We start from the raw sequence: 12,590 nt of genomic DNA on the forward strand, positions 1-12,590 counted from the left end.
GCGAATACTTGTCATGACTGAATGAGCGCCAGTATACGATGGCCCGCGTGGGCGGCGTGCGGCTACTGAAATGTGCGCAATCCTGGACAAGTGCGGCCAGCCAGGCTGCGGCATAGTGAGCTCCCCATATTCGCTGTTGCAGGCCTGGCCATGAATCTGTCGCTGTATATCTCCACCGTTCTGATCTGGGGCACCACGTGGATTGCCATCAAATGGCAACTGGGGGACGTGCCGCCGCCGGTGTCGATTGCCTGGCGCTTCTGGATCGCGGCACTGGTGCTGTTCGCGTTGCTACGTATCATGCGCCGGCCGATCTGGCCGCCGCGCGCCGCATGGCGATTCCTGGTTGCGCAAGGGTTGGCGCTCTTCTGCCTTAATTTCCTGTGCTTCTACTACGCAGAGCAGGTCGTGCCGAGCGGCCTCGTGGCGGTGGTGTTTTCCACGGCGCCGCTGCTGAATTCGATCAACGGCCGCCTGTTCATGGGCCGGCCTTTGCAACCCACGGCGATCGCCGGGGCGTTGCTCGGGCTCGTCGGCATCGTGTGCCTGTTCGTTCAGCAGATGGCGGGACATCTCGGCGATCACGCCGCCTGGTTCGGTCTGGGAATCGCGTTTCTCGGAACCTTGTGCTTTTCGGCTGGCAATCTGTTGTCGAGCCGGATGCAGTCGATGGGTTTGCACCCGTTCGCCACGAATAGCTGGGCGATGCTGATCGGCGCCGGCGTCCTGACGGTAGGCAGCGCATTGGCAGGCTTTTCGTTCGCCGTCGAGCCGTCCGCGCGTTATCTCGGCGCGCTCGCCTATCTCGCGATTTTCGGCTCGGTGATCGGCTTTACGGCCTATCTGATGCTGGTCGGGCGCATCGGACCCGAGCGCGCCGCTTACTGCACGGTGTTGTTTCCGATCGTGGCGCTGGCGGTATCGACGGTATTCGAGGGCTATCAGTGGTCCGCGCTGGCCGTGGTCGGCCTGTTGCTGGTGGTGGCCGGCAATCTGGTGGCTTTCGATCTCACGCGGCGTATCTTTGTGCGGCGCGTGCGCACTTCCTGACGGGCATTGTTCCGCGCAAGGCGGCGCGCTAATCCGCGCCTATCCACTCGGGCCGCTTTCCGAGGCTGTCGAACACTTCGAGGATCGTCGCCTTCACCTTCTGCACGGCGTTGCTTAGCAATGCCGTGTCGTGCCAGCACAGCGACAGGTCGCGCGAAAACAGCGGGTGGTCGACCTTGGCGAGCTTGAGCTTGTGTTCATCGAGTTCGACGTGCGCCGCCGTCCACGGCAAGATCGTTACGCCGAGCTTTGCCATCACCGCGGCAAACAGCAGTGCGGTGGAACTGGCCTCGAACAGAATCTCGCAGGGCTGCCCGGCCTCGCGCAGCGCCCACTCCACGCGGCTGCGAATCGTATTCGGTGCGCTCGGCAGGATCAGCGGCATGCGCGCCAGTTCGGCGATCGGCACGGGCTCCTGCGGCATCGCAAATTCCGGCCACGCAATCAGATAGAGCGCTTCCGTCAGCAGCTTCTGCGAGGCGACGCCGCGTGTCTCGACGGCGTCGACGACCACGGCCAACTCCACCCGTCCGCCGCCGATCAATTTGGCGAGGTCCGCACTCGGCGCTTCGATCAACTCCAGCGCGATCCCCGGATAACGATCGCGAATCGTGCGCGCGAGGGGGATGGCGACCATGCGCGTCGTGCTCGACGGCATGGCGACCGACACTCTCCCTTGCGGCAACTCCGCGTCCTGACGCAACAGTTCACGCGTGCCGTCGGCTTGCCGTAGCAATTCGACGGCGTGCCGGTACAGCGTCTGCCCCGCCGCCGTGGGCGCGACGCCATGCACGCTGCGCTCAAGCAGTTGCATGCCCAGATCGGTTTCCAGATTGCGCATCTGCTGGCTGATCGCGGGCTGTGCGATATGCAACGCCTCGCTCGCGCGCGTGACGTTGCCGCACTCCACCACCTTCACGAAATACCGTAGTTGCCGCAGGTCCATGCGCGTCGCTCGCTCCTTCATTCCATAACGAAATCCGATCGAGCTAGAGAAATATCATATTTTTCGATTATCGAGCGCGTTCTTATACTCAACTCACAAAAAACCGAAGCGTGCCCGCTCTGAACGGTGCGGCGCCGCTTCAGAACGGCCGGCTCACGCCGGCCAGGAGACAGGCATGGCCAAAGTAATCGCTGCATCGACGCCGGCGCTCAAGCCCCGGCGCACGCCCCTGACCCGCGAGCAGATCGGCGGCTTCTGGGCGGTCTACTCCGGCTGGGTGATGGACGGCGTGGATTCGGTGATCTACGCGCTGGTGCTGGTCCCGGCGCTTGCCGAATTGCTGCCCGCTTCGGGGATTGCCGCCACGCCCGGCAACCTCGGCATGTACGGCTCGATCCTGTTTGCGCTGTTTCTGATCGGCTGGGGACTGTCGTTCATCTGGGGACCGCTCGCGGACCGCTTCGGACGGGTCAAGACGCTGGCCGCGAGCATCCTGATCTACTCGGTATTCACCGGCGCAGCGGCGTTTGCGCACAACGTCTGGGAGCTGGCCGCGTTCCGGCTGATTGCCGGCATCGGCGTGGGCGGCGAATGGGCGCTGGCCGGTACCTATGTGGCCGAAAGCTGGCCGGAGGATCGCCGCAAGATGGGCGCCGGTTATCTGCAGACGGGCTACTACCTGGGGTTCTTCCTCGCTGCTTTGCTGAACTACACCATTGGCGCGACATACGGCTGGCGCGCGATGTTTCTGTGCGGCCTCGCGCCGGCATTGCTCGCGATTTTCACGGTGCTCAAGGTGAAGGAGCCGGGGCAGTGGCGCAAGGCCACGCACGGCATCGGGCAGACGAGCGCGCCGCCCGTGCGGGCTCGCCGGCCGTTGCTGGAAATCTTCGCGCCGGCGTATCGGCGTCGCACGCTGACTAGCGCGAGTCTCGTCGGCGTCGCGATCATCGGTCTGTGGGCGGGTTCGGTCTACGAAGCGAGCGCGGTCGTGACACTGGCGACGCGCGCCGGCATCGGCCGCGTCGGGGCCGTGCATCTCGCGTCGATCGGGGCGGCGGTGCTGTCCGTGGGGACGATACTCGGCTGCCTTGCCGCGCCCTGGCTGGCGGAACGGCTCGGCCGCCGGCTCGCGCTCGGCGCTTACTTTGCCGGCATGGCCGTGTCGATCGTGTTCGCGTTCGGCTGGGTTTTCTATCTGCCGAACGGACTCAACCTGTTCATGGTGTCGCTGCTGTTTCTTGGGTTTTTCGGCGGCAACTTCGCGATCTTCTCGTTGTGGCTACCCGAGCAATACCCGACGCGAATTCGCGCCACCGCGTTCGCCTTCAATGCGTCGGTGGGCCGCCTGCTCGGTGCCGGCGTCAACTTTCTGCTGGCCGCCGCGATTCACTGGCAAGGCTCGCTCGGCTTGCCGGTGGCGTGGACTGCGGCGGCCTTCGTGATCGGGCTGCTGATTCTGCCGTTCGCTATCGAGACGCGTCATCAGACGTTGCCGGAATAGCACACCTCTTATCTGTCGTCGTCAATTCGCTGGAGAGTCGGATGCAAGCGTTACAAGGAATCAAGGTCGTCGAGTTGAGCCGTGCGCTGTCAGGGCCGTTCTGTTCGATGGTGCTCGCCGATCTCGGCGCGGACGTCATCAAGGTCGAGCCGGGTCAGGGCGGCGATATGAGCCGGACCTGGGGACCGTTCGACCGCGGCGTGAGTACGTATTATCTGTCCTGCAACCGCAACAAGCGTGGAGTGTGCATCGACTTTCGCCATCCTGAAGGACTGGCCGCGATTCACCGTCTGATCGACGGCGCCGACGTGGTGATCGAAAACTTCAAGCCAGGCACCATCGACAGCATGGGGCTCGGCTACGACGTGCTGAGCGCGCGCAATCCGGGTCTTGTGATGGGCAGCATCAACGCGTTCGGCGCGGAAGGTCCGATGAGCGGCTGGCCGGGTTTCGATCAGATCGCACAGGGCTATTCCGGCCTGATGAGCCTGACCGGTTTCGCCGATGGCGACCCCACGCGCACGGGCACCGCGATCGGCGATCTGAGTTCGGGCATGTGGCTCGCTATGGCGATTCTGGCCGCGCTGCTCGAACGTGAGCGGACCGGGCGCGGCCAGCATGTGAGCACGTCGTTGCTCGCGAGTCTGGTTGGGCTCTTGAGCGTGCATGGTCAGCGTTACCTGAGCCTTGGCGACGTGCCGCGCCGCACCGGCAATGCGCACGCGGTGATCGCGCCATACGGCGTGTTCGAGACCGCTGACGGTCCGCTCAACCTCGCGCCGATCACGTCCGATATGTGGCTGCGGTTGTGCCAGTTGCTCGATCTGCCTGGATTGCCGGACGATCCGCGCTTCGTGACCAATGAAGCGCGTGTCGCGCATCGTGACGAATTGAAGGCCGTGCTCGAAGCGCGTTTGAAGACCCGAGGAAAGCGGGAGTGGACCGGGATGTTCATCGACGCGGGGCTGCCGGCCGGACCGATCAATACGCTCGACGAAGTGTTCAGCGACCCGCAGGTGCAGTATTGCCGACTCGTCGAGACGCTCGACCATCCGACGCTCGGCGCGTTGCGCCAGGTTGTGACGCCCGTGTCGGGTTCCGCTGCTTCGGACGGCGCGGCGCGGCACACGAGTCGTCATGCGCCGCCGCGCCTCGGCGAACATACCGTCGACGTGTTGCGCGAGGCGGGTTTCGACGCCGCGCAGATCGACGCGTTGCTTGCCGCAAAGGTCGTGCATCAGCTGGGCGGCTATCATTCGCTGGAGAAAGCCTCGGAACGCGCTGCGGGAGTCACACAATGAGTACGACGCACCCTTCACCATTTACCGTCACAATCGATATCGTCGATGAACGGATCGCCCGCCTGACGTTCAGTCATCCTACGCGAAGGAATGCGCTCAGCGCCGAGTTGCTGCAGGCGCTCGACACGCGCCTCGTCGAACTCGCTGCGCGGCGCATACCCGTCGTGATACTGGGCAGCGGCGTCGGACAGGACGTCTGGAGCGCGGGTCACGATCTCGGCGAACTGGCGCACGACCGCGATCCGATCGCCTACGGCAAGCCGCTCGAACAGGCGTTGCGCCGCGTGCGTGCGTATCCGGGCGTGGTGATCGCGATGGTGTCGGGTTCGGCGTGGGGCGGCGCGGTGGATCTGGCAATGAGTTGCGATCTCGTCGTCGCCGACGAGACCGCCCGTTTCGCAATGACCCCGGCGAACATCGGCTTGCCCTATACGACGAGCGGCTTGCTGCGGTTCTTCAACAACGTACCGATTCACGTGCTGAAGGAGATGTTCTTCACCGCGCAGCCGCTCGATGCGGCGCGTGCCGAGCGGTTCGGCGTGGTCAACCGGCTGGTCGGCAGCGACAGGCTGGAGGCAACGGCGCTCGACATGGCGCGTGGGATTGCCGGCAAGGCTCCGCTTGCGATTCAGGCGGTGAAGGAGCAATTGCGGATACTCGAGGACTTGCAGCCGCTGCCTGTGCAGGCGATGGAGCAGATCGCGGAGCTGCGGCGGCAGGCGTGCGAAAGTGCTGACTTCAGCGAAGGGTTGGCGGCGTTTTCGGAGAGACGGGCGGCAGTGTTCGGGGGAACGTGACATCGTTTGCCGATGCGCCGGTTGATTAAAAGGTGATGAATCAGATTGGCACGGCCGCACTGGTGGCCGTTTGAGGTGAGTATTTTCGGGAGCTAAAAAAGCGGTAGAGGACGCCACAGCAAGACGACGCTCGACCAGAACCCGCAACTCGCGCCGCAACTGAACGCATTGTCCGATGCGCTGAACAACGACACGATGCTTGAGATGAACAAGCAGGTCGACGTCGACGGCAAGCCGGTGCGCGAAGTCGCGGCGGAATTCCCGCGCACGCACAAGCTGCCCTGAGCGGAGATTTTCACAATGACTGTATTCGACTATCTATCGGCTAACTGGCCTGAATTGCTGCAACTCACGGCGCAACATGTATGGCTGGTGGGCATCGCGGTGGGCTGTGCGATTCTCGTCGGCGTACCCCTTGGTATCCTGATCAATTGGCATGAATGGCTTGCCGCGCCGCTGCTGAGCATTGCAACGGTGGTGCTGACCTTGCCTTCCATCGCGCTGTTCGGCTTGATGATTCCGGTGTTCTCGCGCTTCGGCCAGGGCATTGGCGCGGTGCCGGCGATTACCGCCGTGTTCCTCTATTCGCTGCTGCCCATCATGCGCAACACCTACCTCGCGCTGCGCAGCGTCGACGCCGGCATCAAGGAAGCGGGCATCGGCATCGGCATGACGGTGTGGCAACGGCTGCGCCTCGTCGATTTGCCGCTTGCCGTGCCGGTGATTCTCGGCGGCGTGCGTACTGCGGTGGTGATGAACATTGGCGTGATGACGATCGCCGCGGTAATCGGCGCCGGCGGTCTCGGCACGCTGATCATCCGCGCGATCGGCCAGAGCAGCATGATGAAACTGTTGGTGGGCGCCGTGCTCGTGAGCGTGCTCGCGATTGTTGCGGACCTGCTGCTGCAAGCGCTGCAACGCTTGCTGACCCCGAGGGGAGTACAAAAGACATGATCGAACTCGACAAACTGACCAAGACGTTTACTCAAAAAGACGGCCAGCAGGTGAAGGCCGTCGACTCGGTGAGCCACCACGGTGGGCGAAGGCGAAATCTGCGTATTTCTCGGCCCCTCGGGCTGCGGCAAGACCACCACGCTGAAGATGATCAACCGTCTGATCGCGCCGACCTCAGGCCGCGTGCTGATCAATGGTGAAGACACGTCGGGTCTGAACGAAGTCGAATTGCGCCGTCACATCGGCTACGTGATCCAGCAGATCGGCCTGTTCCCGAATATGACGATCGAAGAGAACAGCACGGTTGTGCCGCGCCTGCTCGGCTGGGACAGGAAGCGTTGCCGCGAACGGGCCACGGAGTTGATGTCGATGGTCGCGCTCGAGCCGAAGCAGTATCTGAAGCGTTATCCGCGCGAACTGTCGGGTGGCCAGCAACAGCGCATCGGCGTGATTCGCGCGTTGGCCGCCGATCCGCCGGTCCTGTTGATGGACGAGCCGTTCGGCGCGGTCGACCCGATCAATCGCGAGTCGATTCAGAACGAGTTCTTCCAGATGCAGCGTCAACTGAACAAGACGGTGATCATGGTGAGCCACGACATCGACGAGGCGATCAAGCTCGGCGATCGTGTGGCCGTGTTCCGCCGTGGCCAACTGGTGCAATACGATCATCCGGATACGCTGCTCGCGCATCCGCGCGACGAGTTCGTCGGCGCGTTCGTCGGTCAGGACAGCACGTTAAAGCGCCTCTTGCTGGTGAAGGCCGGCGACGCCGCCACGCACCCGGACACCGCCCGCGCCGATACGCCGGTGGCGCGCGCATTCCAGATGATGGACGACAGCGACAGCCGCTATCTGACCATTGTCGACGAGAAGCAGCAGGCGCTCGGCTATGTGACGCGCCGCGCGGCGCGCACGGGCGAAGGCGTGTGCGGTGATCATCTGAGCGCGTTCAAGGCGACGGTCAGCGCGGACGAGAATCTGCGCATCGTGCTGTCGAAGATGTACCAGTTCAATTCGTCATGGATGCCGGTGCTGGACGGCGACGGCCGTTATGTCGGCGAAGTCACGCAGGATTCGATTGCGGACTATCTGAGCTCAGGCCGTTCGCGCAGGCAGACCGGTCAGCCTGCGATCGTCTCGCCCGCCGTCGCCGCAGCGGAGGCAGCCGCTGCGCAGGTTGCAACGGCTGATCACGCGTGAAATCGGCGGGTGGGTCGAAGTGCGTGAGTACGCCGCCTCGCCTGAAGACGACGCCCGTGAGAAAATTCTGAGTTATCGATGGGCGCCTAACGTCGCTCGCGTTCGCCCCGATCACGAATAGACGGCAACGCACGATCGGTATATAACGACGTGAAAGGACGGCTTGTTCACCAATGCATCAACAGGAGCGAAGTTTCATCATGACGCAAGACGTAACGCCCAAACCGCCCACCGGCGACCGGCCCGAGTTGGAGCACCTCGACGCAGCGCTCAGCCATGTGGATCAGCAGGTATCTTCAGGCAGCATTGCAACCGGTGCCGCGAAGGGCATTCTATATAGCCTGATCGAAACGCTCGGCACGTTTGTCGGCGACCCCGATCTGCCAGAGCACGCGCGCTCGGGTTACGAGGGATTGCTGGAAGCCGCTCGCGAATTACGCGCGAAGCTGGACCACTAAAGGCGATGGCGCGCCGCTGGTGTGGCTTGTGGGTGGCGCGATTCGTCTTGGCATGCTTGCCGATGTGGCAAGGCCGCTGCCATTGCATGGCGTGACGGCAAAGCGGCGGCGAATTGTCGTTGCGACTCACCGCCGTCTTTAGCTGCTTCTAGCCACTTCTAGCCGCTGCATTTCGGCGGCACCCTGTCTATGATAAAAAGGCGCACTGTCTCCAACATTGCGCCTTTTTTATGCTCTCAGCGTCTGCTATCGCGTTGCTGGCCCTCGGCATTGTCGTCGTGCTGATTACGCCCGGGCCTACCAATACGCTGCTTGCCGCAGCCGGCTTGCGCCAAGGCGTGCGGCGCTCGCTGCCGTTGATCGCCGCCGAACTGGGTGGTTATTTCATCTCGATCTCGGTGTGGGGGCATTTCCTCGTCAAGGCGGCGCATGCGCTGCCCTGGTTGCCCTCGCTGGTACGCGTGGCGGCCGGTTTATATATCGCCTATCTCGCCGTCGACATGTGGCGCGCGGCAGTCGCGTTGCCTGACTCGGCGCAGCAGGCGAGCGGCATGCGCACGTTGTTCGTGGCGACGCTGCTCAATCCGAAAGGCTTGCTGTTCGCCGGCACGATCTTTCCGGCTATTGCCTTCGCGCAACTGCCGGCCTACGTGTTCGCAATGCTGATGTTCGCGTGCCTGGTGGTGCCGATCGCGCTCGCGTGGATCACGTTCGGTGCGGCGCTCGGCAGCGGCAGGCTCACCTGGCTGAATCCCGTGAAGGTGCAGCGCGGCGCTTCCATTGTGCTCGGCGTGTTTTCCCTGTCGCTGGCGTGGGCGGCGCTGCATTGAGCGCGGCGATAATTCCGCATTCAGGCAGCCACGCCGGCGCGCAAGCGGACTTCATTCGAGACGTCGTCTACGCTTAGCGCGTCGAGCCATTCCGGCGGCGCGGCGGTGATTTCCAGTTGCGGTGTGCCGTGCCAATCCGCGCAGCGTTGCAACGCGCGGCGCAGATCGCCGGCAAGACGGGCGCTTAGTCGCACGCCCGGTTCGATGTGCAGCGACTTCAGTTCGAACACACCTTGGGTTCGATGCGCTTTCGCATCCACGCGGCCGACCAGACGCCCACGGCTCAGCAGCGGCAACACGAAGTAACCGTATTTGCGCTTCGCAGCGGGCGTATAGCATTCGATCGCATAGTCGAAGTCGAAGAGCGCAGCGGCGCGCTTGCGGTCCCACACCACCGGATCGAACGGCGACAACACCGTGGTCACCGTCGAGGTGAGCTTGCCGCTCGCGGCATCGTCGAGTATTGCGGCGAAGTCCTCGTGGACGAACGTGTCCTGCTTCCAGCCCTCCACGCGCACCGGAATCAGTTCGCCCTGGTCGGCGAGCGCATGCAGTTCGTCGCGGTACGGCCGGCGCGGCAAGCGGTAGTAGTCTGCGACCCAATCGGCGCGCGCGACACCGAGCGCGCGGCAGGTGCGGCGCAACACTTCTTCGGTTACGGTGTGCGCAGGCGGCAGATCGCGTGCGTCGTCCCAATCCGGTAGCACGCGTTCGGTCAGATCGTAGACGCGGTGAAAATTGCGTCGCTCGGCCACCATCAATTGTCCGATCGCGAACAGCACTTCCAGATGGCGTTTCTCCGGCTTCCAGTCCCACCAGCCGTTGCCTTTGCCCGCCTCGCGGGCGAAATCCGCCGAGCGTACCGGACCGGTCGCGCGAATGTGCGCGAGCAGTTTCTCGATGTCCTTGCGATGCTTCTTGTGCCACTCGGCCGCATATTTCCAGCCCATGCCGCTCGGATCGAGCATGCGATGGCGCAGCAGCCCGTAGTCTTCGGTCGGCACGAAACAGGCTTCGTGCGACCAGTACTCGAACAGCTTGCCTTCGGCGAGATGCTCGTCGAGCCATTGCTGCGGATAAGCGCCGAGCCGGCTGAACAACACGAGGTAAGGGCTGCGCGCGACCACATGGATCGTGTCGATCTGCAATTGCGCCATGCGGCCGATCGCGTCGAGCACGTCGGTCTTGACGGCTTTGCGGCGCGGCGGTGTCAGCAAACCTTGCGCGGCCAGATGCAGGGTTCGGGCGGCGGAAAGCGGAAGAGTCTTCACGCGAATGTGGATCAGTAAGTGACTGCGATGGGAGCGGACACAAGGACAAGGTCCGGCCTGGATCAGCAGCCGTTACTGTAGCGTGAAGCCGCCAGACATGCCGTTACCACCCGCGGCCGTGATGCCGGTCCCAGCCGCGATGACGGCCATGATCGTGATGCCAGCGGCGGCCGCGATAGTAATCGTCCCGGTAGCCGTAACCGTAGGCCGGTCGCGGCGCGTATACGACTGGCGGAGGCGCATAGACCGGCGGCGCGGCGTACACCGGCCCCGGCGTGTTGACGAATACGCCGACGTCCACCTTGGCCGAGGCGGCAGTCGAGGCGCAGGCGGCGGCAAGGCCGATGGCGGCGAGAACGATCGCGCGTTGGAACATGCTTGTCTCCTGTCGAATGGCTGACATCAATATTACGAGACAGAAAGCAAGACAGGTGCAACGAGTTGAAGGCTTGTGTAACGGCAGGTTACCCGCCCTTACGGCCACCGGACGCCGGCCGCAAGGGCGGTCGCGGCGGTTTAGCGGACGTTCGTTCAGGCGTCGAGCGGGACTGCATCGCCCGCGGCAACCGCCAGCAGCTGATGGATCTGGGCAACCACGGCAGCGCCTTCTCCGACGGCCGCCGCCACCCGCTTGGTCGAGCCGGCGCGCGCGTCGCCGATCGCGTACACGCCTTCGACCGTGGTGGCGAGATCGCAGACCGACGCGCCTTCGGCGCTCGTGCCGGTCAGCACGAAGCCCTTGGCATCGAGTTCCACGCCGCAGGTGCGCAGCCAGTCGGTATTCGGGTCCGCGCCGGTGAAGAGGAACAGATGACGCGTGTCGAAATGATCGGTGCCGTCGGGCAACGGTTTTTTCAGGCTGACCGATGACAAACCGGTTTCGTCGGCGTCCAGCCTGCCGATCTCCGAATTCGGATGGACGAACACGTTCGGCAACGAGCGGATCCGGTCGATCAGATAGCGCGACATGGTGGCTTCAAAGCCGCTGCGCCGGATCAGCACGTGGACCTTGGCCGCATGCGTCGCCAGATAGACGATCGCCTGACCCGCCGAGTTGCCGCCGCCTACCAGCACCACTTCCTGGCGCTTGCACAGCTTCGCTTCGACGGGCGACGCCCAGTAGTAGACGCCGCGCCCCTCGAAACGGTCGAGCCCTTCGAGCGCCGGGCGCCGGTAGACCGCGCCGCTCGCGATCACAATGGCGCGCGCCGTGATGTGTCCACCGCACTTCAGTTCCAGCCGATGCGGCCGCTCCGCGCAATGCAGCGCCTTCACGTTGACCGGAATCGCGACGTGCGCGCCGAATTTCTGCGCCTGTACGAAGGCGCGGCCTGCCAGCGCCTGGCCGGAAATGCCGGTCGGAAAGCCGAGATAATTTTCGATCCGCGCACTCGCGCCGGCCTGGCCGCCCGGCGCGCGGCTGTCCAGCACGATCACCGACAGACCTTCGGAGGCCGCGTACACCGCGGTGGCAAGCCCGGCGGGCCCGGCACCGACGATCGCGACGTCGTACACATGCGCATCGTCGAGATCGGGCAGCAGGCCGAGGCACGTGGCGAGTTCAGGCATGCTCGGATGACGCAGCACCGAGCCGTCCGGGCAGATCACCAGCGGCATGTCTTCTTTTTGCGCGGCGAATTGCTCGATCAGACGCAGCGCGTCTTCGTCGCGTTCGTCGATCACGGAATGGGGATGGCCGTTGCGCGACAGAAAGCCTTGCAGCATGACGAGCCGCGCATCGTTACTGTTGCCGATCAGGATCGGGCCGCCGGCGCCCTTTTCGATCAGCGACACGCGCCGCAGGATCAGCGCGCGCATGATGCGCTCGCCGAGTTCCGCTTCAGCGACGATCAGCGCACGCAGTCCTTCCGGCGGAATCAGCAACGCCTCCACCGAACTGAGCGCCATGCCGTTGACCAGCGCCGGTCGTCCCGACAACTGACCGACTTCGGCGAGAAAATGCCCTGCGCCATGCTCGCCGATCAGGACTTCACGCCCGATGCCGTCGCGCTGATACACCTTCACGCGTCCTTCGAGTAACACGAACATGCCGGGACCGGTGTAACCGGTTTCGAACAGCAGTTCACCGGCTTTCCATTGACCGATCTCGCCGAACCGCCGCAGGCGATCGATCTCCGCGCAGGTCAGCGCGGGGAACATCTGATGCATGCGCGTGGAGAGAGATGAAAACGGCGCGTCGGCGACGACGGCTTGCTGTTGCACTTCCCCTTGTTGTCCTTCAGCTTCTTGAGTCGAAAGCATTGAACCGCTCCTTCGGT

General features: G+C 63.8%; 11 protein-coding genes and 2 pseudogenes. 9 read left to right on the forward strand and 4 right to left on the reverse strand.

Going from position 1 to position 12,590, the window contains the following annotated elements; translation table 11 throughout:
* The first annotated feature begins 150 nt into the window (after positions 1-150).
* Complete coding sequence (locus PDMSB3_RS20475; protein ID WP_007178673.1) at positions 151-1,050, forward strand: DMT family transporter; 900 nt, start codon at positions 151-153, stop codon at positions 1,048-1,050.
* 28 nt (positions 1,051-1,078) lie between these two features.
* On the opposite strand, the gene PDMSB3_RS20480 is transcribed toward PDMSB3_RS20475, so the two are convergent.
* Positions 1,079-1,996 (reverse strand): LysR substrate-binding domain-containing protein, encoded by a 918-nt coding sequence (locus PDMSB3_RS20480; protein ID WP_165187547.1) that lies wholly within the window; start codon positions 1,994-1,996, stop codon positions 1,079-1,081.
* A 175-nt stretch (positions 1,997-2,171) separates the two neighbouring features.
* On the opposite strand from PDMSB3_RS20480, the gene PDMSB3_RS20485 reads away from it, so the two are divergent.
* From PDMSB3_RS20485 to PDMSB3_RS20520, 8 genes and pseudogenes are all read left to right on the forward strand, one after another.
* Positions 2,172-3,500 (forward strand): MFS transporter, encoded by a 1,329-nt coding sequence (locus tag PDMSB3_RS20485; RefSeq protein WP_165187550.1) that lies wholly within the window; start codon positions 2,172-2,174, stop codon positions 3,498-3,500.
* A 41-nt stretch (positions 3,501-3,541) separates the two neighbouring features.
* A complete protein-coding gene (locus PDMSB3_RS20490; protein ID WP_007178676.1) occupies positions 3,542-4,801 on the forward strand; it encodes a CaiB/BaiF CoA transferase family protein in 1,260 nt (419 codons plus the stop codon).
* A complete protein-coding gene (gene scpB / locus PDMSB3_RS20495; RefSeq protein ID WP_165187552.1) occupies positions 4,798-5,598 on the forward strand; it encodes a methylmalonyl-CoA decarboxylase in 801 nt (266 codons plus the stop codon). Before PDMSB3_RS20490 ends, scpB begins: the two co-directional genes overlap by 4 nt.
* Before the next feature lie 132 nt (positions 5,599-5,730).
* Positions 5,731-5,883: pseudogene (locus tag PDMSB3_RS20500) on the forward strand (glycine betaine ABC transporter substrate-binding protein); the annotation flags it as partial.
* A 15-nt stretch (positions 5,884-5,898) separates the two neighbouring features.
* On the forward strand, positions 5,899-6,552 hold the full coding sequence (locus PDMSB3_RS20505) for an ABC transporter permease (protein WP_165187554.1): 654 nt from the start codon (positions 5,899-5,901) through the stop codon (positions 6,550-6,552).
* A pseudogene (locus PDMSB3_RS20510) lies at positions 6,549-7,752 on the forward strand (osmoprotectant ABC transporter ATP-binding protein OsmV). The gene PDMSB3_RS20505 and the pseudogene PDMSB3_RS20510 overlap by 4 nt, the downstream one beginning before the upstream one ends.
* A 200-nt stretch (positions 7,753-7,952) precedes the next feature.
* A complete protein-coding gene (locus PDMSB3_RS20515; RefSeq protein ID WP_007178680.1) occupies positions 7,953-8,210 on the forward strand; it encodes a hypothetical protein in 258 nt (85 codons plus the stop codon).
* 230 nt (positions 8,211-8,440) lie between these two features.
* Positions 8,441-9,040: a LysE family translocator gene (locus tag PDMSB3_RS20520; RefSeq protein ID WP_165187556.1), complete on the forward strand. Its 600-nt coding sequence runs from the start codon at positions 8,441-8,443 to the stop codon at positions 9,038-9,040.
* A gap of 20 nt (positions 9,041-9,060) precedes the next feature.
* Here PDMSB3_RS20520 and PDMSB3_RS20525 read toward each other — a convergent pair whose 3' ends face one another.
* The 3 genes from PDMSB3_RS20525 to PDMSB3_RS20535 all read right to left on the reverse strand — a co-directional run bounded on the left by PDMSB3_RS20525 (position 9,061) and on the right by PDMSB3_RS20535 (position 12,573).
* On the reverse strand, positions 9,061-10,311 hold the full coding sequence (locus PDMSB3_RS20525) for a winged helix-turn-helix domain-containing protein (RefSeq protein WP_007178682.1): 1,251 nt from the start codon (positions 10,309-10,311) through the stop codon (positions 9,061-9,063).
* 103 nt (positions 10,312-10,414) lie between these two features.
* Positions 10,415-10,687, reverse strand: coding sequence for a hypothetical protein (locus tag PDMSB3_RS20530; RefSeq protein ID WP_165187558.1), 273 nt, complete (start codon positions 10,685-10,687; stop codon positions 10,415-10,417).
* A gap of 155 nt (positions 10,688-10,842) precedes the next feature.
* Positions 10,843-12,573, reverse strand: coding sequence for an FAD-dependent oxidoreductase (locus tag PDMSB3_RS20535; RefSeq protein ID WP_165187560.1), 1,731 nt, complete (start codon positions 12,571-12,573; stop codon positions 10,843-10,845).
* Positions 12,574-12,590 lie beyond the last annotated feature (17 nt).

Origin of the sequence: Paraburkholderia dioscoreae (assembly GCF_902459535.1) — a bacterium.
Lineage (GTDB): Bacteria > Pseudomonadota > Gammaproteobacteria > Burkholderiales > Burkholderiaceae > Paraburkholderia > Paraburkholderia dioscoreae.

Bases quoted from the DNA above. Each gene is read 5' to 3' on its own strand.
- PDMSB3_RS20475 (WP_007178673.1), top strand. From the start codon at position 151: ATGAATCTGTCGCTGTATATCTCCACCGTTCTGATCTGGGGCACCACG.
- PDMSB3_RS20480 (WP_165187547.1), bottom strand. From the start codon at position 1,996: ATGGACCTGCGGCAACTACGGTATTTCGTGAAGGTGGTGGAGTGCGGC.
- PDMSB3_RS20485 (WP_165187550.1), top strand. From the start codon at position 2,172: ATGGCCAAAGTAATCGCTGCATCGACGCCGGCGCTCAAGCCCCGGCGC.
- PDMSB3_RS20490 (WP_007178676.1), top strand. From the start codon at position 3,542: ATGCAAGCGTTACAAGGAATCAAGGTCGTCGAGTTGAGCCGTGCGCTG.
- scpB (WP_165187552.1), top strand. From the start codon at position 4,798: ATGAGTACGACGCACCCTTCACCATTTACCGTCACAATCGATATCGTC.
- PDMSB3_RS20505 (WP_165187554.1), top strand. From the start codon at position 5,899: ATGACTGTATTCGACTATCTATCGGCTAACTGGCCTGAATTGCTGCAA.
- PDMSB3_RS20515 (WP_007178680.1), top strand. From the start codon at position 7,953: ATGACGCAAGACGTAACGCCCAAACCGCCCACCGGCGACCGGCCCGAG.
- PDMSB3_RS20520 (WP_165187556.1), top strand. From the start codon at position 8,441: ATGCTCTCAGCGTCTGCTATCGCGTTGCTGGCCCTCGGCATTGTCGTC.
- PDMSB3_RS20530 (WP_165187558.1), bottom strand. From the start codon at position 10,687: ATGTTCCAACGCGCGATCGTTCTCGCCGCCATCGGCCTTGCCGCCGCC.
- PDMSB3_RS20535 (WP_165187560.1), bottom strand. From the start codon at position 12,573: ATGCTTTCGACTCAAGAAGCTGAAGGACAACAAGGGGAAGTGCAACAG.